The following is a 24475-nucleotide window of genomic DNA, read 5'->3' as shown; positions in this document are numbered from 1 at the left end:
GTTTTGGCAGGAGCCAAAAGCCGACTACCCCAGTAGGGAAAGCATGTGGCCCTGCTCAGGCGGAATACGCCCCTTCAGCGTGTCGAGATAGATCTGCTGCACTGCCTCGGCCCCACGGTTCTCGATCACGGCGAGGCATTTTTCGAGCATCGGCGCAAAGCCTGACCATGCCACGCCAAAGCGTTGGTCGATACCGCCCGGGCCCCAGTCCTTCGCCCGCTTGCGCATGTGATCCGGTGCGAAGAACCAGCGTGGCTTCGCACCCGGCAGCGCACCTTCGTCGGCGTCGGTCGCGCGATGCGTCAATCCAACGCGCAGTGAGCATGCCGTCTGGTCGCCGAAGTGGTGGTGCAGCTCGCCCCGCAACGCGCTGCTGCCGGCCATGTCGACGAAGGCGACCGGAATATCCGTCGGCAGCGAGCTGACGCGATCATACGTGACGACCTCATCGTAGCAGGGCAGCGAGCCGACGAAGGAAGCATTGCCGGCCGAGGTCAGTCCGATCACCTTGCGCCCGCGGCTGTGCAGGAGATGCGCGAGCCCGAACGCGGTCTTGCTCGATGCACTCGAGAGCAGCACACTGCGCGCGCCAAAATCGTCGTTCTCGGCGAGGAAATCGTCCACGAGGAAAGAGAGCATGAACAGCGGCCGCAGCAGCGCCTGGAGATCGCCCTGATGCCCGGCGAACGCCGGATCCCCGGTGACACGGGAATACACGTTATAGACCGGCGACACCTGCTTGCGATGCTCGGCGCCGTCGCGAAGAGCGCGCTTGCTCACGTCGACCGCCTCGATGACGAGATGCGTTGCCATCGGGAAATAGCCGAACAACCGCTCTCCGATGGCGACGCCAGGATGTTTCGATGCGATGACCTCGCCAAATCCCCATACCGGGATGTTGCCGAAGCCTTGCGGCGCCGGAAAGATCTGCCAGTATTTCAGCTCGTCGCCCATCACGGCATAGGTGATGTTGTTGGCGGTGAACGCGAAGCGCTCGACCTTTACCAGCATCGCATCCGCCGGCAGCTTGGCTGCATCGGGAATTGCGGTCTCGATCAGCTTGCATTGCTCGAGGTCGTTGCGCGCAACGATGAAGTCGGTCGATGTCATGGTGAAGGTCCCGGCTTTTTCCGTGCCGGCATCTTCTCTTTCACCCGTGAGCGCTTTGCAACAGCAACATTGTTTAAAACGGCGTTCGCTTCGCCCGCGATGACGCCTTCGCGTTTCTTGACCGCGCGATAGTAGCTCCACCACAGATGCGCAGCCGCGCCGCGTAGGGGGCGCCAGGGTTCGGCGAGCGGCGCCATCTGCTTCTCGGTGGGGCGGGTTTTCAAACCCAGCCCGATGCGGATTCCCTCCTGTACGGCGAGGTCGCCGGCGGGCCAGGCATCGCCGTGGCCGAGGCAGAACAACAGATAGACGTCGGCGGTCCACGGCCCGATGCCGGGCAGCGCGATCAGCGTGTGATGCGCAGCGTCGGCGTCCTCCTCGGCGAGCACGTCGAAGTTCAGTCGTTCGGCCGCGAGCTCGCGCGCGAGATGTTTCAGCGTCTTGATCTTGGCGGCCGATAGGCCAAGCCGTCCGAGTCGGTCGGCGCGCGCGCGGCGCACGGCCTCATGGTCGAACGGATCGAAGGCGGTGTTCAACCGTCCCCATATCGCGCCTGCGCTCGCGGTCGAGAGCTGCTGGCCGCAGACGATATGCGCCAGCCCCGCAAAGCCTGGCTCGCGCCGCCGTAGGCTCGGCATGCCCGCGACCTCCAGCACCGGCTTCAGCCGGGTATCACGCTTGACCAGCGCCTCAATGGCCTCTTCGAGATCAGACTGGGTTTCGAGGTGGATGGTCATTTCAGAACACGATCTCCGTCTGCGTCATGGCCGGGCTTGTCCCGGCCATGACGCCTCTCCAGGACGGTCGTCATTCTTAGCATGAGTGGCGTTGGGGTATCAGCTGGTGAACTTGACATGATCGTCGTACCGCACTGAAGAACGTGGATGGCCGGGACGAGCCCGGCCATGACGAGGTCTGTCGCATGACGCCACCCGTTTTCCGATTCGCCCCTAGTCCGAATGGCTTCCTACATCTCGGCCACGCCTACTCCGCGCTGCTCAACTTCGATCGGGCGCGTGAGACGGGCGGGCGCTTTCTGCTGCGCATCGAGGACATCGACAGGGCGCGCTGCCGGGTGGAGTTCGAGGCGGCGATCTACGAGGACCTCGCCTGGCTCGGGATCGCCTGGGAGACGCCGGTGCGCCGGCAGTCGGAGCATTTTGGCGCCTATCGCGCGGCGCTGGACAGGCTCACCGCCCTTGGCCTCGTCTATCCCGCCTTCGAAAGCCGTGCCGAGATCGCGAAGCTGGTGAAACAGCGCGAGGTGGATAGCCCCTGGCCGCGCGATCCGGACGGCGCGCCGCTTTATCCGGGCACTGCGAAATCGCTCTCCGCGGACGAGCGCGCGGGGCTGATCGCGTCCGGCGTGCCTTATGCGCTGCGGCTCGACATGGCTGCCGCCTTTTGCCATGTGGCTGACCTCGCCTGGCGCGAAGACGGGAAGGGGCCCGCGGGCGAGCAGGGCAGTATTGTTGCCGAACCGCAGGCTTGGGGCGACGTCATCCTGGCGCGCAAGGAGACGCCGACGAGCTATCACCTCTCGGTCGTCGTCGACGATGCGCTTCAGGGGGTAAGCGAGGTGGTGCGCGGTCAGGACCTGTTCCAGGCCACGTCGGTCCACCGCCTGCTCCAGGAGCTGCTCGGCCTGCCCGCGCCCGCCTATCGCCACCACCGGCTGATCCGCGATACGGCGGGGCAAAAACTCTCCAAATCAAATAGCGCCACGGGTTTGCGCGAGTTGCGCGCGGCCGGAGCGCTCCCTGCCGACATCCGCGCGTTGGTGGGATTACGTTAAGTTTCTCTGGGGTTTAGCAAAACGCCTCCGTGACTCCCTGGGCCGCTCCGTGCCATGGTGACCTCCAGCCGGGGTTCAAGGGGAAACATGGCGGCGAAAACGCGCATCGCGCGCACCACGCGGTCGTCCGGGCGGCTGCCCAAGAGGCGTGCCAAGTCGCGTGTGAAGTCGCGTGCCAAGCCGCTTGCCGCCACGCGTGGAAAGCAGCGTGCCGCGGTGGCAGGCAAGCGCAGCGCCAAGACCAGTGCCAAGGCGAGCACAAGACCTGCCGCGGCAGACGTGGTTCAGGCCGCACTCGCGGCCTTTGCCCATGAGGTCCGCACCCCCCTGACCGGAATCCTCGCGATCAGCGATCTGCTGGCGACCTCGGACCTTGGTGAGCGCGAGCGCCGTTGGGCCGACACCATCAAGGCCGGCGCGGAGCATCTGGCGAGCCTTGCGACCCTGTTCGTGGACGCCGCCAAGACAGCCAAGGGCGTCGGTGGCCTCGGCCAGGATCTGTTTGACCTGCGCGCGCTTGCGCGCACGGCCGGCAACTCACTTGCGGGTCGGGCGGCCGCCAAGGGGTTGCAGGCCCAGGTCGACATCTCGCCGAAGCTTCCCGCGCTGGTGGTCGGTGACCCCGTCCGCCTGCGTGCAGCGCTGGAAAACCTGATCGACAACGCCGTGAAGTTCACGGAGCAGGGGGGCGTCGCGCTCTCGGCCACGCCATCGCCAACCGCCAAAGGCAAAGCCAAGGACAGGCACAAGATCGGCGTCGCCTTCGCGGTGTCCGACAGTGGTATCGGGCTGACCATGGCCGAGATCAAGCGACTGTTCCGCCCCTTCTCGCAGGCCAATGTCACCATCGCCTCGCGCTTTGGCGGCGCCGGGCTCGGGCTGTCATCGGTGAAGCAGCTGGCGCGCGCAATGGGCGGCGACATCACGGTCGCGCCCCGGCGCGGCGGCGGTGCGACCTTCACATTGACGGTCTCCCTGACCTCGGCCAAGGCGGAAAAATCCGCAGAGTCAGGAGCGCACGACGGTCGCGGGGAGGATGCGGCGACGGGCTTGCGCGTGCTCAGCGTCGAGGACAATCCGTTCGGGCGCGTCGTGCTCAACACCATCCTGACCGAACTCGGCCATCATGCGGAGTTCATCGGTCGTGGCGAGGACGCGGAAAACCGGCTTGCGCAAGGCGCTTTCGATGCGGTGCTGATGGACATGGTGTTGCCGGGCATCGACGGCATCGAGGCGATCAAACGCATCCGCACGATGTGTCCCCCGCTCGGTCAGATCCCGATCATCGGCATTTCCGGCCGCGGCGAGGACGAGACGGCCTCGCGCGAGGCCGGCGCCGACGCCTTCCTGATCAAGCCCGTGTCTCCGCGTGCGCTAGCGACTGCGCTGCTTGAAGCGAGACGCCGTGAGGAAGCCGCGACTTGATGATCGCAGCGTTGAGTTCGCCGCCATAGACGAAGATCGCGGCGATGAAATACAGGAACACCAGCGCGATGATCACCGAGGCGAGCCCCGCATACATCGTCACGTAGTTGTTGGCGAAGCGCGCCAGATATTGCCCGAACACGATGCCCGAGATCAGCGACGCCACCATGGTGAAGACGATGCCGGGCAGGATCTGGAGGAAGCCGCGTCGCCCCGCCGGCAGCCAGGCGTGCAGGATGAACAGCGCCACGATCAGCGCGCCGATCGTGATGCCATAGCGCACCCAGGTCAGGATGTTTTCGTTGGATTCGACGATGAGCGGAATGTGCCGTCTCGCCGCCTCGATCAGCAGCGGTCCCAGCACGATCAGGAACGCCATGGCGAGGGCGGTGAAGGCCGCCACCAGCGTATAGCCGATCGATTCCAGCCGCAGCCAGTACCAGCGCCGCATCTCGACCACCGCATAGGCGCGGTTGAGTGCGACCCGCAAGGCCTCGACGCCGTTCGAGGCAAAGTAGACCGAAAGCACCGCGCCGATGGTCAGCACGTCGGTGCGGGTCGTGGTCAGCACATCGTGGATCTCGCCGGAGAGGCTGTTGGCGACCTGCCTGGGCCAGACTTCCAGCATCAGTCCCGCAGCCTGGTCAGCGAGCTCCTTGGAGCCGAAAAAGCCCGCCAGCGAGGTCAGCACGATCAGGAAGGGGAACAACGCCATCAGCGTCGACAGCGCGATATGGCTCGCGATCGCCCAGCCGTCGTCAGCCAGGAACGTATAGAACGCGTCCATCACAACGAGGTAGAGGTAGCGGATCTGCCTCACTGCGAACCCCGGCGCTGCTCTGCGCTCTCTCCCCGCAAGCGGCGAGAGGCGAATCGTGCGGGCTGGCTCAAATCAACGATCATCCGCTTAGCTTCTGATATTATTGGCCTAAAAGCCAGATCGCGCCGCGATGGCGCAGCGGCAAACACAGTGTTATCTACCCCTAATGGCATCCTTCCTGAGTTCTTTCATCCTGCCGGTGGCTGTCGGCGCCGTGGCGCTGGTGCTGCTGCTCGGTCTCGTCAACATGATGCGCGGCGGCTCGCCCAACACCTCGCAGAGGCTGATGCGGTTGCGCGTGCTGTTTCAGTTCGTGGCGATCGTCATCGCCATGCTCGCGGTCTGGGCGATGGGGCGCTAGAGCATGATCCGGAAAAGTGTGCAGCGGTTTTCCGACAAGATCATGCTCAAACACTGAGAAGCCGGCGGCTGGAGAGGCAAACATGGTCGTTCTCAACCGTATCTACACCCGTACCGGTGACGACGGCACGACCGCGCTCGGCTCCGGCGAGCGCCGTCCGAAATATGATCTGCGGATCGAGGCCTATGGCACCGTCGACGAGACCAATGCCGCGATCGGCGTGGTGCGGTTGCACGTCAAGGACCGGCCGGAGCTCGATGAGATGCTCGGCCGGATCCAGAATGACCTGTTCGATCTCGGCGCCGATCTCGCGGTGCCCGAGCGAGACGGCAAAGGTGAACGGTTGCGGGTAGTGGCGAGCCAGGTCGAGCGGCTCGAGCGCGACATCGACGCGCTGAACGAAAAGCTCGCCCCGCTCACCTCCTTCGTGCTGCCGGGCGGAACCGCTGCCGCCGCCCATCTCCATGTCGCGCGCACGATATGCCGCCGCGCGGAACGCGTGATGGTGGAACTCGCTGCAAAGGCGGACGAGCCGGTCGGGGCGGCTGGCATCCAATATATGAACCGCCTGTCGGATTTCCTGTTTGTCGCGAGCCGCGCAGCCAATCATAATGGCGCTGGCGACGTGCTCTGGGTGCCGGGCCAGAACCGCTAAGCAAACCGCCAAGATTGGCTCGCAAAGCCAATTTTTGGGCCTCCGCGCGCGTTGACCGGACTGGGCCGGGCCATTAGGTTCCGCGCCAGTTGATAACCCCCCTCAAGAATTCAAGTGAAAGAGGATCGATGAAGGTCTTAGTGCCGGTAAAGCGGGTGGTCGATTACAACGTCAAGGTCCGCGTCAAGGGCGATGGGTCGGGCGTTGAACTCGCCAACGTCAAGATGTCGATGAACCCATTCGACGAAATCGCGGTCGAGGAAGCGCTGCGCCTGAAGGAAGGCGGCAAGGCCACCGAGGTCGTGGTGGTCTCCATTGGACCGGCGCAGGCGTCGGAGACGATCCGCACCGGTCTCGCCATGGGCGCCGACCGCGGCATCCTGGTGAAGGCGGACGGCAACGTGGAGCCGCTCGCGGTCGCCAAGATCCTGAAGAAGGTCGCCGAAGAAGAGCAGCCGGGTCTGATCATTCTGGGCAAGCAGGCGATCGACGACGACAGCAACCAGACCGGCCAGATGCTGGCCGCGCTGCTCGGCTGGTCGCAGGCGACCTTTGCCTCCAAGCTTGAGGTCGAAGGCAGCGACTTCAAGGTCACGCGCGAGGTCGATGGCGGCCTGCAGACGGTGAAGCTGAAGGGACCGGCGATCGTCACCACCGATCTCCGTCTCAATGAGCCGCGCTATGCCTCGCTGCCCAACATCATGAAGGCGAAGAAGAAGCCGATCGCGGAGAAGACGGTCGCCGATTACGGCGTCGACGTCACTGCGCGTCTTGAAGTTCTCAAGACGACGGAGCCACCGGGCCGCAAGGCCGGCGTCAAGGTCAAGGACGTCGCCGAGCTGGTGTCGAAACTCAAGAACGAAGCCGGGGTGCTCTGATGACGACGCTTCTGATTGCTGAACACGACAATGCGTCGCTGAAGGATGCGACCAACAAGGCCTTGACGGCGGCCGCTGCCCTCGGCACCGACGTCGACGTGCTGGTCGCCGGCCAGAACGCCAAGGGTGCGGCGGACGCCGCCGCAAAGCTCAATGGCGTGAAGAAGGTGCTGCTCGCCGACGGCGAGGCTTACGCGCACGATCTCGCCGAGCCGCTGGCCGCGCTGATCGTCTCGCTGGCGTCCGGCTATGACGCGATCGTCGCGCCTGCGACCTCGCGCTTCAAGAACGTGATGCCGCGCGTCGCAGCGCTGCTCGACGTCATGCAGGTCTCGGAGATCATCAAGGTCGTCGCGCCCGACACCTTCGAGCGGCCGATCTATGCCGGCAACGCCATCCAGACGGTGAAGTCGAAGGACGCCAAGAAGGTCATCACGGTGCGCACCTCGACCTTCGCCGCTGCGCCGGCCGGTGGCAGCGCGAGCGTCGAGAGCGTCGCGGCGGCAGCCGATCCGGGCCTGTCGTCCTTTATCGGCGAGGAAGTCGCCAAGAGCGACCGCCCCGAGCTGACCTCGGCGAAAATCATCGTCTCCGGTGGCCGCGCGATGCAGAGCCGCGAAAACTTCGCAAAGTACATCGAGCCGCTCGCGGACAAGCTCGGCGCCGGTGTCGGTGCCTCGCGCGCGGCGGTCGACGCCGGCTATGCGCCGAACGACTGGCAGGTCGGCCAGACCGGCAAGGTCGTGGCCCCCGAACTCTATGTCGCCGTCGGCATCTCCGGCGCGATCCAGCATCTCGCGGGTATGAAGGACTCAAAGGTCATCGTCGCGATCAACAAGGACGAGGACGCGCCGATCTTCCAGGTCGCCGACTACGGCCTGGTCGCCGACCTCTACCAGGCGGTTCCTGAGCTTACGGCCGAACTCGGCAAGCTCGGGAAGTAAAACACCGTAAAAACACCGGCCGGATGTCCTAACTCCGGCCGGTGTTTCATTTCTGAGGCGGTTTCTTTCGCGGGGGCACGTGGAAGGGCGCGATCCAATCTAGGTTTCGAGCCCGGGTTCTGATTAAATCGGACCCTCGGCTCACGGGGGATAGGCAGGGCGCGGCATCCGCGCCGTTCCGGTGGATGACATTATGGCAGAAATCAAGAAGGTCGGCGTGATCGGCGCGGGGCAGATGGGCAATGGCATCGCTCATGTCGCGGCGCTGGCCGGTTTCGACGTGGTGCTCAACGACGTCTCGGCTGACCGTTTGAAGTCGGGCATGGCTACCATCAACGGCAATCTGTCGCGCCAGGTCTCCAAGAAGGCCGTTAGCGAGGACGACAAGGCCAAGGCGCTGTCGCGCATCACCCTTGCCGAGAAGCTCGATGACCTCGCCGACTGCGACCTCGTGATCGAGACCGCGGTCGAGAAGGAGGAGGTCAAGCGCAAGATTTTCCACGAGCTCTGCGCCGTCCTGAAGCCCGAGGCGATCGTCGCCTCCGACACCTCCTCGATCTCGATCACCCGCCTGGCCGCGGCCACCGACCGCCCCGAGCGCTTCATCGGCATTCATTTCATGAATCCGGTGCCGTTGATGGAGCTGGTCGAACTGATCCGCGGCATCGCCACCGATGATTCTACCTTCGAGGCCTCCAAGGCATTCGTGGCCAAGCTGGGCAAGCAGGTCGCGGTCTCCGAGGATTTCCCGGCCTTCATCGTCAATCGCATTCTGTTGCCGATGATCAACGAGGCGATCTACACGCTTTATGAAGGTGTCGGGAACGTCGAGGCGATCGACGCCGCGATGAAGCTGGGCGCTCATCACCCGATGGGCCCGCTGGAACTGGCCGATTTCATCGGCCTCGATACCTGCCTTTCCATCATGCAAGTGCTGCATGAGGGGCTGGCCGATTCGAAGTACCGCCCGTGCCCGCTGCTGGTGAAATACGTCGAAGCCGGCTGGCTCGGCCGCAAGACGCAGCGCGGCTTCTACGACTACCGCGGCGCCAAGCCGGTCCCGACGCGGTAAACCCGTCCATTCAACAACAGGTGTCGTAGGGTGGGCAAAGGCGCGGAGCGCCGTGCCCACCATCTCTCCTCGCTTGCAGCAGAAGAGGTGGGCACGCTTCGCTTTGCCCATTCGGCAATCCGCACCTTGTCCGGGACACGAACTGCCCCGAACCTCCACCTCTCGTTAACCCTTCGCGCCTAGGCTGCCGCCCGTACGAGGGTCTACGTATGGACATGATGGCCATGGTCAGCAGCATGCTGACCGCTCAGCAAGGCGCGTTGCAGTCGAACATCGCGACGACTGTGATGAAGCAGAACATGGATGCGGAGAAATCCGCTGTCCTGACGCTGCTCGGTACCGGCCAGCCCTCGCTCGCCAATGTCGGTGCCGGCGTCGGCAATAATCTCAATATTACGGCTTAAAGCGCCGCGGCGGCCGGGTTCAGCGCGGCGCGCAGCAGCTTCATGGCATCATCGCTCGCCCATTCGGCCGGGCCTGCAATCGTCGCGATCTCGCAGCCCTGCGGGTCGACCAGCACCGAGGTCGGCATGCCCAGCGCCCGACCTATTGTCTTAAGATCCTGGAAAACCTTCGCTTTCTGGTCGTTGAAATAGCCGAGCTGCGTCAGGCCGGCCTCTTTCAGGAAGTTTCTCGGCTTCTCGGGGTCGCGGGTGTCGATATTGATCGCGACCACCTGGAAATTCGGACCCGCAAGCTTGGTCTGGAGCGCATCCAGCGCCGGCATCTCCCTCCGACAGGGCACGCACCAGGTCGCCCAGAGGTTCACCAGCACGGTCTTGCCGCGGAAGTCGGAGAGCCTTTTCGGCTTGCCGTCGGCGTCCTCGAAGGCGAAGTCCGGCAGCTTTAACGGCGCGGTCGCCATGGTCAGCGCCGCCACCTCGCCGCGGGCGAGCGGCGCTAGCCGGTTGGCCGTCTGGACCGCCGCGCGGCAGGCCGGATCGCCCGCGGGCCCCCGTTTCAGGCCCAGCCCGTATAGCGCGCCAAAGCCAACCAGGCCCCCGACCGCCACGGTGGCGATCACCAGGGGAATCCGGCGCGTGGCCGACCGCGCTTTCCGTTGGTCGGGCATATCGTTGGGGTCGAGCATATCGTTTGTCATCCGGTCGCAGATATGGCTATCAGGGGCCTCTTAATACGGCTGGCAGCAGTCAGCAAACGTGCGGCACAGACCGCGCAGCAAGCAGCAAGGCGTGAGCAGGGGATCATGAGCAACAAGATGTGGGGCGGCCGGTTCTCGGAACGTCCCGACGAGATCATGGAGGAAATCAACGTCTCCATCGACGTCGATCGTCACCTCTTCGCCCAGGACATTGCCGCGTCCAAGGCCCATGCCGCGATGCTCGCCACGCAGGGCATCATCACGGCCTCTGATGCGAAAAATATCGGCAGGGGTCTAGACACGATTTTGTCAGAGATCGGCAAGGGCGGCTTCGCGTTCAAGCGCGCGCTCGAGGACATCCATATGAATGTCGAAAGCCGCCTGTCCGAGCTGATCGGCCCCGCCGCCGGCCGCCTGCACACCGCGCGCTCGCGCAACGACCAGGTCGCGACCGACTTCCGCCTGTTCGTCCGGGACATCATCGACGAAACGGACGCCGCGCTCGCCGCGTTCCAGGAGGCGCTGGTGCAACGCGCGCTGGAACATGCCGGGACCGTGATGCCCGGCTTCACGCATCTGCAGACCGCACAGCCCGTCACCTTCGGCCACCATCTGCTCGCCTATGTCGAGATGGCCGCCCGCGATCGCGGCCGCTTTCAGGATGCCCGCAAGCGGCTGAATGAATCTCCGCTGGGAGCGGCCGCACTTGCCGGTACCTCGTTCCCGATCGACCGCCGCGCCACGGCGAAAGCGCTTTTCTTCGACCGGCCGATGGCCAACTCGCTCGACGCGGTGTCCGACCGCGACTTCGTGCTGGAGACGCTGTCGGCGGCCTCGATCTGCGCCGTGCACATGTCGCGCTTTGCGGAAGAGATCGTGATCTGGACCTCGCCGCTCGTGGGCCTCATCCGCCTCAGCGACAAGTTCACCACCGGCTCCTCGATCATGCCGCAGAAACGCAATCCTGACGCCGCCGAACTCGTGCGCGCCAAGACGGGACGCGTCATCGGCGCGCTCAATGGCCTCCTGATCGTGATGAAGGGCCTGCCGCTCGCCTATCAAAAGGACATGCAGGAGGACAAGCAGGGCGCGATGGAAGGCTTTGCGGCGCTGTCGCTCGCGATCCGCGCCATGACCGGCATGGTCGGTGACCTTGTGCCGGACGAAGCCAAGATGAAGGCGGCTGCGGGCGAAGGCTATGCCACCGCGACGGATCTTGCCGACTGGCTGGTGCGGACGCTGAAAATGCCGTTCCGCGAGGCTCATCACGTCACGGGCCGGATCGTGGCAAAGGCCGCGAGCGACGGCGTCGCGCTCCACGAGCTTCCGCTCAAGGAGATGCAGGCGATCGAGCCGAAAATCACCAAGGATGTGCTCGGCGTGCTCTCGGTCGAATCGTCGGTGAAGAGCCGCACCAGCTTTGGCGGCACGGCGCCGAAGAACGTGACGGCGCAGGCCAAGGCCTGGGCGAAGCGCTTGGAAAAAGAGCGAAAATCGGGCTGAGCGCAAAATTTCGTTGGTTTTTCATGATCATCCGGCTCTCGCCAGAGCGAGCCAATCTCTGTATGGTGCGGCCCGCGTAGTGGGGATCTCGTCGTGACGTCAAAGTTTCGCCCGACCGGCTCGGGGTGGGCCATCATTGTCTTGAGCGTGAGCGCGCTGGCGCTCGCCGGCTGTGGCCGCAAGGGGCCGTTGGATCTGCCGCCGACTGCGTCCAATGCGTCCACGGCGAATGTTGCCCCGGCTCCCACCGATACCGAGACCGAGGCCCAGAAGACGCCGAGCGTGTTCAATCCCACCTATGGCGCGGATGCTGCGCCCGCCGCCGCCAAGGGCAAGAAGAAATCGTTTGTCCTCGACCCGCTGCTGGACGAAAAGCCCGGCAAGTGAGCCGGGATGACTGAGCGAACGCCATGAATCATTTCGACTACCGCAACGGCGTCCTGCACGCCGAGGCGGTGAATCTTTCCGATCTCGCCGCGACCGTCGGCACGCCCTTCTATTGCTATTCGACCGCGACGCTCGAGCGGCATTACCGCGTTTTCGCCGATGCCTTTGCCGGCGAGAAGGTGCTGGTCTGCTACGCCATGAAGGCGAACTCCAACCAGTCGGTGCTGCGCACGCTGGCAAAGCTGGGGGCCGGCGCCGACGTGGTCTCGGGCGGCGAATTGAAGCGTGCGCTCGCCGCCGGCATCCCCCCAAGCAAGATCCTGTTCTCGGGCGTCGGCAAGACTGAGACCGAGCTGCGCGCGGCGCTTGCCGCCGACATCCTCTGCATCAATGTCGAATCCGAGCCTGAGCTCGAGCTGCTGTCATGCCTCGCAAGCGAGATGGGCAAGACCGCGCGTATCTCCGTGCGCGTCAATCCGGACGTCGATGCGGGCACGCACGCAAAGATCTCCACCGGCAAGTCCGAGAACAAGTTCGGCATCCCGATCGTCCACGCCCGGGAGGTGTATGCACGGGCGGCGAAGCTGCCCGGCATTGTGGTGACCGGCACCGACGTGCATATCGGCAGCCAGATCACCGATCTCTCCAAGATGGAGATCGCGTTCCGCATCCTCGCCGAATTCGTTCAGACGCTGCGCGCCGATGGCCACAACATCTCGCATGTCGATTTCGGCGGCGGCCTCGGCATTCCCTACTACATGGACCGCGAGGCGCCGCCCGCGCCCGATGCCTATGCTGCGATGGTCAGGCGCATCACGCACAACCTCGGCTGCACGCTGATGTTCGAGCCGGGCCGCATGATCGTCGGCAACGCCGGCATCCTGGTCACCAAAGTGATCTACGTGAAGCACGGCGACGGCAAGAACTTCGTCATCATCGACGCCGCGATGAATGACCTGATCCGCCCGACGCTCTATGAGGCCCATCACGACATCCTGCCGGTCAGGCAGCCCGCCGCGGGCGCGCCGACGATGCTGGCCGACGTCGTCGGCCCGGTCTGCGAGACCGGCGATTACCTCGCGCTCGACCGCACGCTGCCGACGCCGAAGCCGGGTGATCTCCTCGCCATCATGACCGCTGGTGCCTATGGCGCCGTGCAGGCCGGCACGTACAATTCCCGGCCGCTGGTGGCGGAGGTGCTGGTCAAGGGCGATCAGTATGCGGTGGTGCGCCCCCGCATCGACGTCGAGCAGCTCATCGCCATGGACACGCCCGCGCCGTGGCTGTGAGGGGGATGTTGTAGCCCGGATGGAGCGCAGCGAAATCCGGGACGGTCCATCACGCGTTGCGAAGGACCCGGATTGCGCTACGCTCCATCCTGGCTACGAGACTGGCGTCATTTCTTCCGGCCCACGATCACACCCGCCCGCTTCTCGATCGGCTTTATCGCCGCGGTGAAATCCGAACCCGCGCCTTCCTCGCTGATCACGGTCTCCCAGAGACGGCCGACCGCATCGGCGACCTCCATCGACAGGCCGAGCTGCTTCATCTCCTCCAGCGCCAGCCGCACGTCCTTCACCATCAGCCCGGTGGCAAAGCCGAAGTCGAAGCTCCGCGGCAGGACCGAACGCGGAAACTTGTCGCGGCTTGCGGTGTTCATGCCGGAGCCCGCATTGATGACGTCGATCATCACGGCCGGATCGAGCCCGGCTTTGACGCCCATCACCACCGCTTCCGACGTTGCCACGATCGCGGTTGCTGAGAGAAAATTGTTGGCGAGCTTCATGGTCTGCGCCGCGCCCGGCTTCTCGCCGATGAAAAATACCTTTCCGATCACGTCGAGCGCGGCCTTGATCGTGTCGAACTCCCCCTTCGGTCCGGACGCCATCACGGCCAGCGTGCCCTTCTCGGCACCGGCGACGCCGCCGGAGACGGGGCTGTCGATCTGCACGATGTTGCGCATCGCCAGCAGGCCGTGAATCCTGGCCGCCATCTGCGAGCCGACGGTCGACAAATCAACGAAACGCTTGACGCGCTTGCCATCGATCACGCCGTTCGCACCGGTTGCGACCTCGAGCGAAGCCTGCAGCGACGGCAGGCTCGCCATCACGGTCTCGACCCGGTCGGCGACATCTTTCGGCGACGTCGCCGCCGTTGCACCGCGCACAACCAGCGTATCGAGGACCGCTTTCCGCGTATCGAACACAACGAGCCGATGCCCCGCCTCGATCAACCGGCGCGCCATCGGAAACCCCATGTTTCCGAGACCGATGAATCCGATGTCCATGGTGTTTCCTTGTGTTTGTTGTTGTGGCTGATGGACGGGAGCGGCTCGCCAAGCATTCACTGTCGTCCCCGCGAAAGCGGGGACCTATGACCCCAGGGAGGAGTCGTGGAGCGAAGTGCTAACTCCGAGTCTCCGTAATCACATCTTCCTGTGGTTATGGGTCCCGGGCTCGCGCGGAGCCTGTCATCGGGCCGCGCTTTGCGCGGACCCGGTGGCGCGCCCCGGAACGACAGGTGAGAGACCTCACGCCTTCCCATCGATCTCCGCGAACACCTCGCGCGCGATGCGAAAGCTGTCCACCGCCGCCGGCATGCCGCCGTAGATCGCGACCTGCATCAGGATCTCGCGGATTTCGTCGCGCGTGACGCCGTTGGTCAGCGCGCCCTTCAGGTGCGCGCGGAACTCGTGCTGGCGGTTGAGAATCGCGATCATCGCGATGTTGAGCATGCTGCGGGTCTTGCGCGGCAGCTCCTCGCGGCCCCACACGGTCCCCCAGCAATATTCGTTGAGCATCTCCTGGAACGGCCGGGTGAAGTCGTCGACGTTCTTCAGGGCATTGTTGACATAGGCCTCGCCGAGCACCGCTTTGCGAACTTCCAGCCCCTTATCGTGCATCTTCTTGTCCATGGCGTTCCTTGTGTCTTGCGTGAAGGATTTGCGGACGGAAACCTACGGTGTCGAACACAACCAGTCACGCCTTCGTGTTATGCACCGCTCGGGTGCGGGGTCCCGTAGAGGAACGGGTGCCTCAGTGCTGCCGTTGTGGTAGGCTCTTGTTCCGGGCAACTTGGAGAGCTGATTGAACGGCGTCACCCCTGAGCCGTCAGACCCGATCCGCGATGGCAACGCTCTGTCGCGGCTGAAGCTGGCGCAGGCCCTCAAGCGGGCCACATATGCGATCGCCTGGGAGCGCGCCTGGCCACATCTGGCGCGGTTTTTGTCCGTTGTCGGATTGTTTCTGGTGGTATCCTGGGCTGGCCTTTGGCTGGTGCTGCCCTTCATCGCCCGCGCGGTCGGGCTTGGCCTGTTTGCTGTCGCGGCGCTTGCCGCCCTGTTTCCGCTGATTCGCTTCCGCTGGCCGAGCCGCGAGCAGAGCCTGAGTCGACTCGATAGCGGTTCCGGTATCCGCCACCGTCCGGCAACGACGCTCACCGACACCCTGAGCACGCAGGACCCGGTCGCACAGGTGCTGTGGCAGGCGCAGCGCGAGCGCACGCTGGCCTCGCTCAAGCGCATCCGCGCCGGATTGCCGCATCCGCGGCTCGCGATCCACGATCCGTGGGCGCTGCGCGGAGCCGTGATGGTGATGCTGGTTGCAACCTTCTTCGCCGCGGGCGACGAGCGCGCCATGCGTATGGGTGCCGCCTTCGACTGGAACGGCGTGCTGGCACCGACGAATATCCGCGTCGACGCCTGGGTCACACCGCCGGTCTACACCTCCAAGCCGCCGATCATCCTGTCGGCCGCCAACAAGGAGGCTGCAGCGCTTCCCGCGAGCGGCCCGCTCGCCGTTCCCGCCGGCTCCACGCTGATTGTGCGCTCCTCCGGCGGCAGCCTCGACGTCGTGGTCTCTGGCGGCCTCAAGGAAGTTGCGCCGAACGAGCAAGCCCCGAAGGGTACCAACGAGAAGCATTTTGCCATCGCGAGCGACGGCACGGCGCATGTCCGTGCGCCCTCCGGACAGCCGCAATGGAAGTTCGCCGCGACGCCCGATCGGCCGCCGACGATTTCGCTGGCCAAGGATCCCGAGCGTCAGGCCAGGGGCGCGCTACAGCTCTCCTACAAGATCGAGGATGATTACGGTGTCACCGGCGCCGAGGCGCAATTCGCGGTGCGTCCGTCCGATACCCAGAAGGGCGACGATCAGAAGGCCGCGCCGCGGCCGCTTTTCCAGCCGCCGCAATTCGCACTCGTGCTGCCGAACGCGCGCACCCGCAACGGCCTCGGCCAGACCGTCAAGGACCTCAGCGAGGACCCCTATGCGGGCGCCGACGTCGCGCTGACGCTGACTGCCAAGGACGAGGCAGGCAATGAGGCGAAGAGCGACCCCTTCAACATGCGTTTGCCCGAGCGTCTCTTCACCAAGCCGCTGGCGCGCGCGCTGATCGAGCAGCGCCGCATCCTGGCGCTCGACGCCAACAAGAACTCCGACGTCTATGCCGCCCTCGACGCGCTGATGATTGCGCCGGAATTGTTCACGCCCGAGACCGGCCAATATCTCGGCCTCTACAACGTCGCGAGGCAGCTAGAGGCTGCCCGAACCGACGACGCGCTGCGCGAGGTCGTTGCGAGCCTCTGGGCGCTTGCGGTGACGATCGAGGACGGCAACATCACCGACGTCGACAAGGCGCTCCGCGCGGCGCAGGACGCGCTCAAGCAGGCGCTGGAGCGCGGTGCGAGCGACGAGGAGATCAAGAAGCTCACCCAGGATCTGCGTCAGGCGCTGGACAATTTCATGCGCCAGCTCGCCGAGCAGTTCCGCAACAATCCGCAGCAGCTCGCCCGTCCTCTTGATCCCAACACGAAGATCATGCGCCAGCAGGATCTCAACAACATGATCGACCGCATGGAGCGCCTGTCGCGTTCCGGCGACAAGGATGCGGCCAAGCAATTGCTCGACCAGCTCCAGCAGATGCTGGAGGGCCTCCAGATGGCGCAGCCGGGCCAGAGCGGCGAGAGCGACATGGAGCAGGCGCTCAACGAGCTCGGCGACATGATCCGCAAGCAGCAGCAATTGCGCGACAAGACCTTCAAGCAGGGCCAGGATTCCCGGCGCGACCGCATGCGCGGCAAGCAGGGCCAGCAGGGCGATCAGTCGATGTCCGACCTGCAGCAGGACCAGCAGGCGCTGCGCGATCGCTTGAAGAAGCTTCAGGATGAGCTCCAGAAGCGCGGGCTCGCGCAGAACGGCCAAAAGGGGCAGAAGGGCCAGAAAGGCCAAAAGGGTCAGCAAGGCGAGCAGGGACAACCGGGCCAGCAAGGCCAGGGCGGCGATGAGGATGCCGACCAGGGTGATGATGACGGCGGTCTCGATGCAGCCGACAACGCCATGGGCGATGCCGGCTCCAAGCTCGGTGAAGGCAATGCCGACGGCGCCGTGGACTCGCAAGGCAAGGCGCTCGACGCGATGCGCAAGGGTGCGCAGAAGATGGCCGAGGCCATGCAGCAGGGCGACGGCGATGGCCAGGGGGATGGCCCCGGCAATCGCGCCGGCCGGCAGCAGAGCGGCGGCAACCAGACCGACCCGCTCGGCCGTCCCTTGCACGGCCACGAGTTCAGCGACGACTACACGGTGAAGATCCCCGGCGAAATCGACGTCCAGCGCGCCCGCCGCATCCTCGAAGAGCTTCGCCGTCGCCTGGGCGATCCGTCTAGGCCGCAGCTCGAGCTCGACTACCTCGAGCGGCTGCTGAAGGATTTTTGAGCACCCTCTCGTAGCCCGGATGGAGCGAAGCGAAATCCGGGACTCGTTCCGCGGATGTCCCGCATTCCGCTTCGCTCCATGCGGGGCTACAGGCGTCGCCACACCCCCAGCCGTCATCGCCCGCGAAAAGCTTTCGCGGGGCATGACAGAGGAATGTGGGGTTGCCCCGCTACCCCTTCTTCGCCGCCAGTGCGTCGGCAACCGCCGTGCGGATATCCGCCACCGAAAACGGCTTCGTCACCACGTCGTGCACGAGCGCATTGAGGTTCGAGGCGCGCTCGCGCTGATCGGCAAAGCCGGTCATCAGCAAGATCGTCAGTTCCGGAAAATCGCGCGCGGCCGAGAGTGCGAGCGCGATGCCGTCCATCACGGGCATCTGGATGTCGGTGAGCAGGAGGTCGAACGCGCCGTCCTCGCGCGTCAAGATCTCCAGCGCTTCGGCGCCGTCCTGCGCGGTGACGGTCTGGTGGCCGTCCATGGCGATGGCACGCGCCACCAGTGTGCGCATGGACTCCTCGTCATCGGCGATCAGCACCTTTGGCATCGGGCCAAACCCTTGTGGAAGCTGGCAGCCCGATCACGCGCTGCCGCCGGCGATGTCACGCCGGTTGAAGAAACGAATATCGATATTGCGGCCTTCAGGTGGCGGCGAGGCGAGGCGCGACTTGAAGAAGGCGCGCTCGCCGGGATGCAGCACGGTCTGCTCCAGCACTGCGTTCCAGGCGTAGATCTCGGCGCCCTGCGCGTCGCGCACGGCGAAGCGCAGGCGGGGGATGTCGACCGCCTTCCTGGTCTCGCCGACGATCGCGCCTTCGATCACCAGTACCTGCTTGCCGTCGACGGTCTCGGAGGTCACCTTGACGTCCCTGAAAGCGAGACCGCGCAGATTCACCTCGATGCCGATCATCTTGTAGAACGCCGCGGTCTGCGGCAGCAGGCGGACCATGTCGGCGCGCCAGACCACCAGCGCAACGGCCAGCGCGCCCATGGCAACGCAGGCGGTCGGCAGGCCGAAATGGGACTTTCGCGGCGGTCTGCTGACCGGACGAACGACCCGGGCCCGGCGGCGGAACAACCCGCGGAACCAGGACTGATGCGGCTCTCCGGCCAATTCGTCGTCGTCGGCCTCGGCTTCCGACCAGTCGTCGTCCTTGGTTTCCTCGGTGGGCCAGTCGCTGGCGATCGAGGGGCTGTCGACCACCGGCGTATCGGCGGCGTCCTCCCGGACGTAGGTGTTCCACTGCTCCGCGATGTCGGACTGGTCCCCTGCCTGGCTCGCCGTGGCCATGGCCGGCGCGTTAGCTTTCTCCTGCACTTCCTCGACGGCGTCCTCGGGCCGCGCCACCCACGTCTCCTTGCAGCGGGAGCAGCGCACGGTGCGCCCATTCGCCCCAAGGCTTGCGAGCTTGATGGCGTAAGATGTCGTACAATGGGGGCATACGATGTGCATGGACCAGCCTCGGCGATGACCCAGCCGTAGCGAAACCGGGCTCTTTCGATGCTACAAGGCGACCGTTAACGAATCGGAAACCATAACGGCCGCACAAGGCTTTCATCGCATGCGGCAGAGTTTTGCGGCGTGCGCCGCGCCCCACCTCGAACGGAGCTGAGCTTGGTTCGGTTCGAAAATGTCGGATTGCGTTACGGTCTGGGGCCGGAGATTCTGCGCGACCTGAGCTTCCAGATCCCGGCGCACTCCTTCCAGTTCCTCACCGGCCCCTCCGGCGCCGGCAAGACGTCGCTGCTGCGCCTGTTGTTCCTGTCGCATCGGCCGACGCGCGGCCTCGTCAATCTGTTCGGCCACGACATCTCGCTGCTCGGCAAGGACGAGATCGCCGATTTGCGCAAGCGCATCGGCATCGTGCTTCAGGATTTTCGCCTGCTCGACCACATGACGACCTACGAGAACGTCGCGCTGCCGTTCCGCGTGATGGGCCGCAACGAATCCAGCTACCGCAAGGAGGTCATCGATCTCCTGCGCTGGGTGGGCCTGGGCGAGCGCATGGATGCGCTGCCGCCGATCCTGTCGGGCGGCGAGAAGCAGCGCGCGGCGATCGCGCGCGCGGTGATCTCGCGGCCGCAGCTTCTGCTCGCGGACGAGCCGACCGGCAGCGTCGATCCGACGCTTGGTCGCAGGCTGCTGCGGCTCTTCATCGAGTTGAACAAGTCCGGCACCGCCGTCATCATCGCGACCCACGATATCGGGTTGATGGACCAGTACGAGGCGCGCCGGCTCGTGCTGCACCAGGGACGACTGCACGTCTATGAATAGGACCGACGAGCGCGGCGTCTTCGTCGACCTCGGACAGGAGCGTCCGCAGGTCCCGGCGAAAGCGCGCAACATGTCGCCGATCGTGCCGCGCGCCTCGATCCATGGCCGCGCGCTGGTCGCGGTCGTGGCGATCATGACCTTCCTTGCCTCGATGACCACGGGCGCGGTGCTCTTGGTGAGCGCGTCCGCGGCCGAATGGCAGTCGGATGTCGCGAGCGAAATCACCATCCAGGTCCGGCCCCAGGCCGGGCGCGACATCGAGCGCGACACCACTGCCGTGACGGAAGCGATGCGCGCGCAAGCAGGCATCGTCGAGGTCAAGCCGTTCAGCAAGGAGGAATCCGGGAAGCTGCTCGAGCCCTGGCTCGGCACCGGCCTGTCGATGGACGATCTTCCGGTGCCGCGCATGATCATCGCCCGCGTGCAGCCGGGCACGACGCTCGATCTCGTCGCCTTGCGCAGCCGCGTGGCGCAGGTCGCGCCAAACGCGAGCGTCGACGATCACCGCGCCTGGATCGAGCGGATGCGCTCGATGACCAACGCCACCGTGCTCGCAGGCCTCGGTATCCTCGCGCTCGTCATCGTCGCGACCATCATCTCGGTGTCGTTCGCAACCCGCGGCGCGATGGCCGCCAACCGGCCGATCGTCGAGGTCCTGCATTTCGTCGGCGCCGGCGACCGCTATATCGCCAACCGCTTCCTGCGGCATTTCCTCCGCCTCGGCCTCGAAGGCGGCGTGATCGGCGGGGGCGTCGCCATGCTGGTATTCGGCTTCTCCGAGTCGATCGCCGGCTGGTTCTCCGGCACGCCGGTCGGCGACCAGTTCGCCGCCCTGCTCGGCACGTTCTCGTTGCGGTCGTCGGGTTACGTCGTGCTCGCGGTGCAGGCGGTCCTGATCGGCGCGATCACGGCTGTGGCGTCGCGCCAGACGCTGTTCGCGACGCTGAACGACGTCGATTAAGGCGTCGTGCGTCAAACCGGACTCCACTTCATCCAAAAACGTTCTAAAATTGTTAGGGGAAGGGACCACGACATCATATGACCTCGCCGACCGACGATCGATCGCCGAAGTTGCCGCGCGGCTGGCTGCGCGCGGCCGTCGTGTCGACGCTCGCGATCGCCTTCGTCGGCGCGGCGGCGGGTTTCGTCGCGTTCCTGTCGCAGCTGCGCGGCGCCGAGCTGGCACCGGATCGCAAGGCGGACGGCATCGTGGTCCTGACCGGCGGATCGTCGCGGGTGTCGGATGCGATGGAGCTGTTAGCTGCGGGCTTCGGCCAAAGGCTCCTGATCTCCGGCGTACACCCGACCTCCACGGTCAGCGATATCTCGCGGACGCTGCCGGAGAACCAGTCCTACATGCGCTGCTGCGTCGATCTCGACCGCTCCGCGGTCTCGACCCGTGGTAACGCGGCAGAGGCGCGGCGCTGGGCGCATGAGCGTGGCTTCAAGTCGCTGATCGTGGTGACCTCGAACTACCACATGCCGCGCGCGCTGGTGGAATTCTCGCACGCGATGCCCGAGATCGCGCTGATCCCGTTTGCGGTGGTCGGCGACAAATGGCGGGAGGAGCCGTGGTGGACCTCGTCCTCGACGTTGCGGCTCTTGTTGTCGGAATATGTCAAATATGTTGCCGCCGAGCTGCGCGTGCGGCTCGAGGATTTCGGGATTGACCTTTCGCCCGAAGTGTCGGAGCAGCCTCCTGGCGTGCAGCCGACGAAACGGCCCGCCACCGCACAGGCCAATTAGGATCGTTGATGTTCTTGCTCTTCCTGCGTTCGCTGGTTTTCAACGTGCTGTTCTACGCCGTCCTGGTGTTCTGTGCGATCATCGCGCTGCCGACCTTCCTGATGTCGCCCCGCGCGATGCTGACGGTTGCCGAATGGTGGGCGAACTCGACGCTGTTCCTGATGCGGGTGATCTGCAACATCAAGGTGGAATTCAGAGGTGTGGAGAAGATCCCGGCGGGACCACTGGTGATCGCGTCGAAGCATCAATCCTTCTGGGAGACGTTCGCGCTGCTGCGGTTCTTCGACCGGCCGATCTTCATTCTCAAGCGCCAGCTCATGCACATTCCGGTGTTCGGTCAGTTCCTGGGCAAGACCGGCATGATCGCGATCGATCGCAGCGCCGGCGTCAAGGCGCTCCTGGACATGACGCGGCGGGCGCGCGATGCGGTGCGCTCCGGCCGCCAACTGGTGATCTTCCCGGAGGGCACCCGCCGCGCGCCGGGCGCGCCGCCGGACTACAAGACCGGCTTCGCCCAGATCTATTCGGCCTGCGGCGTGCCGTGCCTGCCGATCGCGCTCAACTCCGGTCTGTTCTGGCCGCGCCGGACCTTCATGCGCTATCCCGGCACGCTGGTGGTGGAGTTCCTGGATCCGCTGCCGCCGGGTCTGCCGAAGGACGAGTACATCGCACGCGTTCGCGACGCGATCGAGGAGGCCACGGGCCGCATCGTCGAAGCCGGACGGAAAGAGCAGGAGCAGCGCATCGGCAGCGCGCCGAGCTACGTGGCTTCCAGCAACTAGCGCTCGTCCCGCTCGCTGCTCGGAGCCGGATCATGCAGGGAATGCGCATCGTTGTGCAGGAGAACCGCAAGCTGATGCAGCTGCGTATCGCGAAAACCTTCGGCCTCGATCGCCTTCACCGTCGCGGTGACGTAGTCGCGATTGGCACCGGACTGGCCGTGGCCTTGCAGCACGTGGCGATGCTGCTCGGCAAGCGACAGGCGTCCCGCATACTGCACATGGCCGCGGTCGACGACGTAGGCGAGGGCACTGACGCGCTGCCGCGCGTCGTTCTCGAGCCACACCGAGCGCATCACCTCGCGATAGACCGAGGTGACCTGCTCGCGTTCGCGCAAGTAAGCGACCACATCGGCACGGCTCCTCGCAGCGACGCGGAAGGCGATGCCGCGGCAGGCGCCGCCGCGATCGAGCCCGAGCACGAGGCCCGGCTTCTCGGGCGTGCCGCGATGGACGAAGGAATAGACACAGAGCGCGCGATGCTCGCCAACCAGCCGCGCCGGCACGCGCTCCTCGAACGCGAAGCCGGGCCGCCACATCAGCGAGCCATAGCCGAACACCCAGAGGTCGCCGGTGGCCGTCGTGACAGAGGGGAGGGTAATTTCGGACATGTTTGGCACCGCTACCAGACCCCGCCGTCCAGGCGAAGTGAATTCTCGACCTCCTGCAGCAAGCCAATCTCGCTTACATTTGCCATCATCTGGGGTCAAAGGGTCGCCGCATGTCCGATATGACCATTGCCGCCAGGCGGCGCCCCCGCTGGGGCCTTTTCATCGCGCCCGTCCTCCTCTTGATTCTCGCCGTCGCCTGGAGCGGCTTCTGGTTCTACGCCGCCTCCCAGGCCGAAGTGGCTGCCGATGCCTGGCGCGCCCAGGAGGCCAAGTCGGGCCGCATCTATGATTGCGCCAAGCGCTCGATCGCCGGTTTCCCGTTCCGCTTCGAGGTGCAGTGCTCCGGCGCCAGCGTGTCGCTGGTCTCGCAGACCGCGAGCAAGACGCCGTTCACGGCCAGGCTCGACAACATCCTGGTCGTCGCCCAGGTCTATGATCCCAAGCTCGTGATCGCCGAATTCACCGCGCCGGCGACGCTGACCGACGGCGTCACGCAGACGTCCTTCGTGGTGAACTGGAGCAAGGGTCGCAGCAGCGTGGTCGGCTTGCCGGCCGTGCCCGATCGCGCCTCGATCGTGTTCGACGATCCCGTTATCAATCGCGTCGAGGGCTCGGTGCAGGTGCCGGTTGCAAAGGCCAAGCTGGTCGAGCTGCACGGACGCCTCGCCGAGGGATCCTCGCGCGACAATCCCATCATCGAGACCGTGCTCCAGATCGCGCAAGGCAGCATCCAGGGCGTGCATCCGCTGCTGGCCGAGCCGTTCGAAGCGGACGTGCGTTCGAAGATCACGGGGCTGAAGGATCTGACGCCAAAGCCATGGCCGCAACGTTTCCGCGAGCTCCAGGCAGCCGGCGGGCATATCGAGATCGTGCAGTCGCGCATCCAGCAGGGCGACATGATCGCGGTCGCCGCCGGCACGCTCGGTATCTCGCCGAATGGCCGGCTCGACGGCGAATTGAAGATGACGGTGACCGGCCTCGAGCGCGTGATCCCCGCGCTTGGGATCGACAAGATGCTGGAAGAGGGCGTGCCGCAAGCAACGCTGGACCGCGTCGCGCCGGGCGTGAAGTCGCAGGACCTCAACAGCCTCTTCGGCGCGCTCGACCGGGCCATTCCCGGCCTCGGCAAGGTCGTGAAGCAGAATGCCAATGTCGGCGTCGCCGCCGGCATCAATGCGCTCGGTACCGAAAGCACCCTCGAAGGCAAGAAGGCGCGCAGCTTCCCGCTTCGCTTCGCCGATGGCGCGGTGATGCTCGGCGCGCTGAAGATCGCGCAGCTCGCGCCGCTGTATTGAAGGTCGTAG

26 protein-coding genes are annotated in these 24475 nt (G+C 65.2%); 17 read left to right on the top strand and 9 right to left on the bottom strand.

Annotation, left to right across the window (positions count from 1 at the left end):
- Positions 1–24: 24 nt before the first annotated feature.
- On the bottom strand, positions 25–1110 hold the full coding sequence (locus SO156_RS21635) for a DUF2855 family protein (protein WP_498536180.1): 1086 nt from the start codon (positions 1108–1110) through the stop codon (positions 25–27).
- Positions 1107–1847 carry a DNA-3-methyladenine glycosylase family protein gene (locus tag SO156_RS21630; protein ID WP_498536179.1) on the bottom strand — a complete coding sequence of 247 codons (741 nt, stop codon included), beginning with the start codon at positions 1845–1847 and terminating at the stop codon, positions 1107–1109. The genes SO156_RS21635 and SO156_RS21630 overlap by 4 nt, the downstream gene beginning before the upstream one ends.
- 185 nt (positions 1848–2032) lie before the next feature.
- Here SO156_RS21630 and gluQRS point away from each other — a divergent pair, with 185 nt between their 5' ends.
- Together gluQRS and SO156_RS21620 are read left to right on the top strand one after the other, a co-directional pair.
- Positions 2033–2905, top strand: a complete 873-nt coding sequence (gluQRS, locus tag SO156_RS21625; RefSeq protein ID WP_498536178.1) for a tRNA glutamyl-Q(34) synthetase GluQRS — start codon at positions 2033–2035, stop codon at positions 2903–2905.
- A gap of 87 nt (positions 2906–2992) precedes the next feature.
- Positions 2993–4330 carry an ATP-binding protein gene (locus tag SO156_RS21620; protein ID WP_498536177.1) on the top strand — a complete coding sequence of 446 codons (1338 nt, stop codon included), beginning with the start codon at positions 2993–2995 and terminating at the stop codon, positions 4328–4330.
- Here the strand turns inward: SO156_RS21620 and SO156_RS21615 are convergent.
- Entirely contained in the window at positions 4257–5117 is an 861-nt protein-coding gene (locus SO156_RS21615; RefSeq protein ID WP_458144103.1) for a YihY/virulence factor BrkB family protein, read from the bottom strand. The two genes, SO156_RS21620 and SO156_RS21615, sit on opposite strands and share 74 nt — an antisense overlap.
- Before the next feature lie 199 nt (positions 5118–5316).
- Here SO156_RS21615 and SO156_RS21610 point away from each other — a divergent pair, with 199 nt between their 5' ends.
- The 6 genes from SO156_RS21610 to SO156_RS21585 all read left to right on the top strand — a co-directional run bounded on the left by SO156_RS21610 (position 5317) and on the right by SO156_RS21585 (position 9464).
- The gene (locus SO156_RS21610; RefSeq protein WP_027522142.1) at positions 5317–5511 is read left to right on the top strand and encodes a twin transmembrane helix small protein; all 195 of its coding nucleotides are present in this window, start codon (positions 5317–5319) and stop codon (positions 5509–5511) included.
- An 82-nt stretch (positions 5512–5593) separates the two neighbouring features.
- Positions 5594–6166, top strand: coding sequence for a cob(I)yrinic acid a,c-diamide adenosyltransferase (locus SO156_RS21605; RefSeq protein WP_458143956.1), 573 nt, complete (start codon positions 5594–5596; stop codon positions 6164–6166).
- A gap of 128 nt (positions 6167–6294) precedes the next feature.
- Positions 6295–7044 (top strand): electron transfer flavoprotein subunit beta/FixA family protein, encoded by a 750-nt coding sequence (locus SO156_RS21600; RefSeq protein WP_027522144.1) that lies wholly within the window; start codon positions 6295–6297, stop codon positions 7042–7044.
- Positions 7044–7988, top strand: coding sequence for an electron transfer flavoprotein subunit alpha/FixB family protein (locus SO156_RS21595; RefSeq protein ID WP_458143954.1), 945 nt, complete (start codon positions 7044–7046; stop codon positions 7986–7988). Before SO156_RS21600 ends, SO156_RS21595 begins: the two co-directional genes overlap by 1 nt.
- Positions 7989–8178: 190 nt before the next feature.
- Positions 8179–9060, top strand: a complete 882-nt coding sequence (locus tag SO156_RS21590) for a 3-hydroxybutyryl-CoA dehydrogenase (RefSeq protein WP_458144102.1) — start codon at positions 8179–8181, stop codon at positions 9058–9060.
- Positions 9061–9269: 209 nt separating this feature from the next.
- Positions 9270–9464 carry a putative motility protein gene (locus SO156_RS21585; RefSeq protein WP_498536176.1) on the top strand — a complete coding sequence of 65 codons (195 nt, stop codon included), beginning with the start codon at positions 9270–9272 and terminating at the stop codon, positions 9462–9464.
- Here the strand turns inward: SO156_RS21585 and tlpA are convergent.
- Positions 9461–10162 (bottom strand): thiol:disulfide interchange protein TlpA, encoded by a 702-nt coding sequence (tlpA, locus tag SO156_RS21580; RefSeq protein WP_498536175.1) that lies wholly within the window; start codon positions 10160–10162, stop codon positions 9461–9463. The genes SO156_RS21585 and tlpA overlap by 4 nt on opposite strands.
- A gap of 105 nt (positions 10163–10267) precedes the next feature.
- On the opposite strand from tlpA, the gene argH reads away from it, so the two are divergent.
- The 3 genes from argH to lysA all read left to right on the top strand — a co-directional run bounded on the left by argH (position 10268) and on the right by lysA (position 13341).
- Entirely contained in the window at positions 10268–11665 is a 1398-nt protein-coding gene (argH, locus tag SO156_RS21575) for an argininosuccinate lyase (protein ID WP_498536213.1), read from the top strand.
- A 93-nt stretch (positions 11666–11758) separates the two neighbouring features.
- Positions 11759–12052 (top strand): LPS translocon maturation chaperone LptM, encoded by a 294-nt coding sequence (gene lptM, locus SO156_RS21570; RefSeq protein WP_498536174.1) that lies wholly within the window; start codon positions 11759–11761, stop codon positions 12050–12052.
- 23 nt (positions 12053–12075) lie between these two features.
- Complete coding sequence (gene lysA / locus SO156_RS21565) at positions 12076–13341, top strand: diaminopimelate decarboxylase (RefSeq protein ID WP_498536173.1); 1266 nt, start codon at positions 12076–12078, stop codon at positions 13339–13341.
- A 107-nt stretch (positions 13342–13448) separates the two neighbouring features.
- Here lysA and SO156_RS21560 read toward each other — a convergent pair whose 3' ends face one another.
- Both SO156_RS21560 and SO156_RS21555 read right to left on the bottom strand, forming a co-directional pair.
- The gene (locus tag SO156_RS21560) at positions 13449–14339 is read right to left on the bottom strand and encodes an NAD(P)-dependent oxidoreductase (RefSeq protein WP_498536172.1); all 891 of its coding nucleotides are present in this window, start codon (positions 14337–14339) and stop codon (positions 13449–13451) included.
- Positions 14340–14582: 243 nt separating this feature from the next.
- Positions 14583–14966 carry a carboxymuconolactone decarboxylase family protein gene (locus SO156_RS21555; protein WP_458143944.1) on the bottom strand — a complete coding sequence of 128 codons (384 nt, stop codon included), beginning with the start codon at positions 14964–14966 and terminating at the stop codon, positions 14583–14585.
- Between the two features lie 172 nt (positions 14967–15138).
- On the opposite strand from SO156_RS21555, the gene SO156_RS21550 reads away from it, so the two are divergent.
- Entirely contained in the window at positions 15139–17763 is a 2625-nt protein-coding gene (locus tag SO156_RS21550) for a TIGR02302 family protein (RefSeq protein WP_498536171.1), read from the top strand.
- Positions 17764–17932: 169 nt separating this feature from the next.
- On the opposite strand, the gene SO156_RS21545 is transcribed toward SO156_RS21550, so the two are convergent.
- Positions 17933–18307 carry a response regulator gene (locus SO156_RS21545; protein WP_458143940.1) on the bottom strand — a complete coding sequence of 125 codons (375 nt, stop codon included), beginning with the start codon at positions 18305–18307 and terminating at the stop codon, positions 17933–17935.
- 33 nt (positions 18308–18340) lie between these two features.
- Positions 18341–19213 (bottom strand): MJ0042-type zinc finger domain-containing protein, encoded by an 873-nt coding sequence (locus SO156_RS21540; protein ID WP_498536170.1) that lies wholly within the window; start codon positions 19211–19213, stop codon positions 18341–18343.
- Between the two features lie 162 nt (positions 19214–19375).
- On the opposite strand from SO156_RS21540, the gene ftsE reads away from it, so the two are divergent.
- The 4 genes from ftsE to SO156_RS21520 all read left to right on the top strand — a co-directional run bounded on the left by ftsE (position 19376) and on the right by SO156_RS21520 (position 22563).
- Complete coding sequence (ftsE, locus tag SO156_RS21535; protein WP_458143936.1) at positions 19376–20035, top strand: cell division ATP-binding protein FtsE; 660 nt, start codon at positions 19376–19378, stop codon at positions 20033–20035.
- Positions 20028–20996, top strand: a complete 969-nt coding sequence (locus SO156_RS21530; RefSeq protein ID WP_498536169.1) for a cell division protein FtsX — start codon at positions 20028–20030, stop codon at positions 20994–20996. Before ftsE ends, SO156_RS21530 begins: the two co-directional genes overlap by 8 nt.
- A 77-nt stretch (positions 20997–21073) precedes the next feature.
- Entirely contained in the window at positions 21074–21781 is a 708-nt protein-coding gene (locus SO156_RS21525; RefSeq protein ID WP_458143932.1) for a YdcF family protein, read from the top strand.
- Between the two features lie 8 nt (positions 21782–21789).
- On the top strand, positions 21790–22563 hold the full coding sequence (locus SO156_RS21520; RefSeq protein ID WP_498536168.1) for a lysophospholipid acyltransferase family protein: 774 nt from the start codon (positions 21790–21792) through the stop codon (positions 22561–22563).
- Here the strand turns inward: SO156_RS21520 and SO156_RS21515 are convergent.
- On the bottom strand, positions 22560–23171 hold the full coding sequence (locus SO156_RS21515) for a gamma-glutamylcyclotransferase (protein ID WP_458143928.1): 612 nt from the start codon (positions 23169–23171) through the stop codon (positions 22560–22562). The two genes, SO156_RS21520 and SO156_RS21515, sit on opposite strands and share 4 nt — an antisense overlap.
- A gap of 110 nt (positions 23172–23281) precedes the next feature.
- Between SO156_RS21515 and SO156_RS21510 the strand changes: the two genes are divergently transcribed.
- Positions 23282–24466, top strand: coding sequence for a DUF2125 domain-containing protein (locus tag SO156_RS21510; RefSeq protein WP_498536167.1), 1185 nt, complete (start codon positions 23282–23284; stop codon positions 24464–24466).
- Positions 24467–24475 lie beyond the last annotated feature (9 nt).

It is taken from the genome of Bradyrhizobium sp. UFLA05-125 (assembly GCF_059803515.1).
Note: the sequence above shows the minus strand (reverse complement) of the source record. Positions and strands in the feature narration are given on the sequence as shown.

Coding starts and splice junctions, on each gene's coding strand:
- SO156_RS21605 (WP_458143956.1), top strand. CDS start 5,594: ATGGTCGTTCTCAACCGTATCTACACCCGTACCGGTGACGACGGCACG.
- SO156_RS21545 (WP_458143940.1), bottom strand. CDS start 18,307: ATGCCAAAGGTGCTGATCGCCGATGACGAGGAGTCCATGCGCACACTG.
- lysA (WP_498536173.1), top strand. CDS start 12,076: ATGAATCATTTCGACTACCGCAACGGCGTCCTGCACGCCGAGGCGGTG.
- SO156_RS21615 (WP_458144103.1), bottom strand. CDS start 5,117: ATGGACGCGTTCTATACGTTCCTGGCTGACGACGGCTGGGCGATCGCG.
- SO156_RS21635 (WP_498536180.1), bottom strand. CDS start 1,110: ATGACATCGACCGACTTCATCGTTGCGCGCAACGACCTCGAGCAATGC.
- SO156_RS21560 (WP_498536172.1), bottom strand. CDS start 14,339: ATGGACATCGGATTCATCGGTCTCGGAAACATGGGGTTTCCGATGGCG.
- SO156_RS21540 (WP_498536170.1), bottom strand. CDS start 19,213: ATGCACATCGTATGCCCCCATTGTACGACATCTTACGCCATCAAGCTC.
- SO156_RS21515 (WP_458143928.1), bottom strand. CDS start 23,171: ATGTCCGAAATTACCCTCCCCTCTGTCACGACGGCCACCGGCGACCTC.
- SO156_RS21555 (WP_458143944.1), bottom strand. CDS start 14,966: ATGGACAAGAAGATGCACGATAAGGGGCTGGAAGTTCGCAAAGCGGTG.
- tlpA (WP_498536175.1), bottom strand. CDS start 10,162: ATGACAAACGATATGCTCGACCCCAACGATATGCCCGACCAACGGAAA.
- SO156_RS21595 (WP_458143954.1), top strand. CDS start 7,044: ATGACGACGCTTCTGATTGCTGAACACGACAATGCGTCGCTGAAGGAT.
- SO156_RS21630 (WP_498536179.1), bottom strand. CDS start 1,847: ATGACCATCCACCTCGAAACCCAGTCTGATCTCGAAGAGGCCATTGAG.
- SO156_RS21520 (WP_498536168.1), top strand. CDS start 21,790: ATGTTCTTGCTCTTCCTGCGTTCGCTGGTTTTCAACGTGCTGTTCTAC.
- argH (WP_498536213.1), top strand. CDS start 10,268: ATGAGCAACAAGATGTGGGGCGGCCGGTTCTCGGAACGTCCCGACGAG.
- SO156_RS21610 (WP_027522142.1), top strand. CDS start 5,317: ATGGCATCCTTCCTGAGTTCTTTCATCCTGCCGGTGGCTGTCGGCGCC.
- SO156_RS21530 (WP_498536169.1), top strand. CDS start 20,028: ATGAATAGGACCGACGAGCGCGGCGTCTTCGTCGACCTCGGACAGGAG.
- SO156_RS21585 (WP_498536176.1), top strand. CDS start 9,270: ATGGACATGATGGCCATGGTCAGCAGCATGCTGACCGCTCAGCAAGGC.
- SO156_RS21620 (WP_498536177.1), top strand. CDS start 2,993: ATGGCGGCGAAAACGCGCATCGCGCGCACCACGCGGTCGTCCGGGCGG.
- SO156_RS21600 (WP_027522144.1), top strand. CDS start 6,295: ATGAAGGTCTTAGTGCCGGTAAAGCGGGTGGTCGATTACAACGTCAAG.
- SO156_RS21525 (WP_458143932.1), top strand. CDS start 21,074: ATGACCTCGCCGACCGACGATCGATCGCCGAAGTTGCCGCGCGGCTGG.
- gluQRS (WP_498536178.1), top strand. CDS start 2,033: ATGACGCCACCCGTTTTCCGATTCGCCCCTAGTCCGAATGGCTTCCTA.
- SO156_RS21510 (WP_498536167.1), top strand. CDS start 23,282: ATGTCCGATATGACCATTGCCGCCAGGCGGCGCCCCCGCTGGGGCCTT.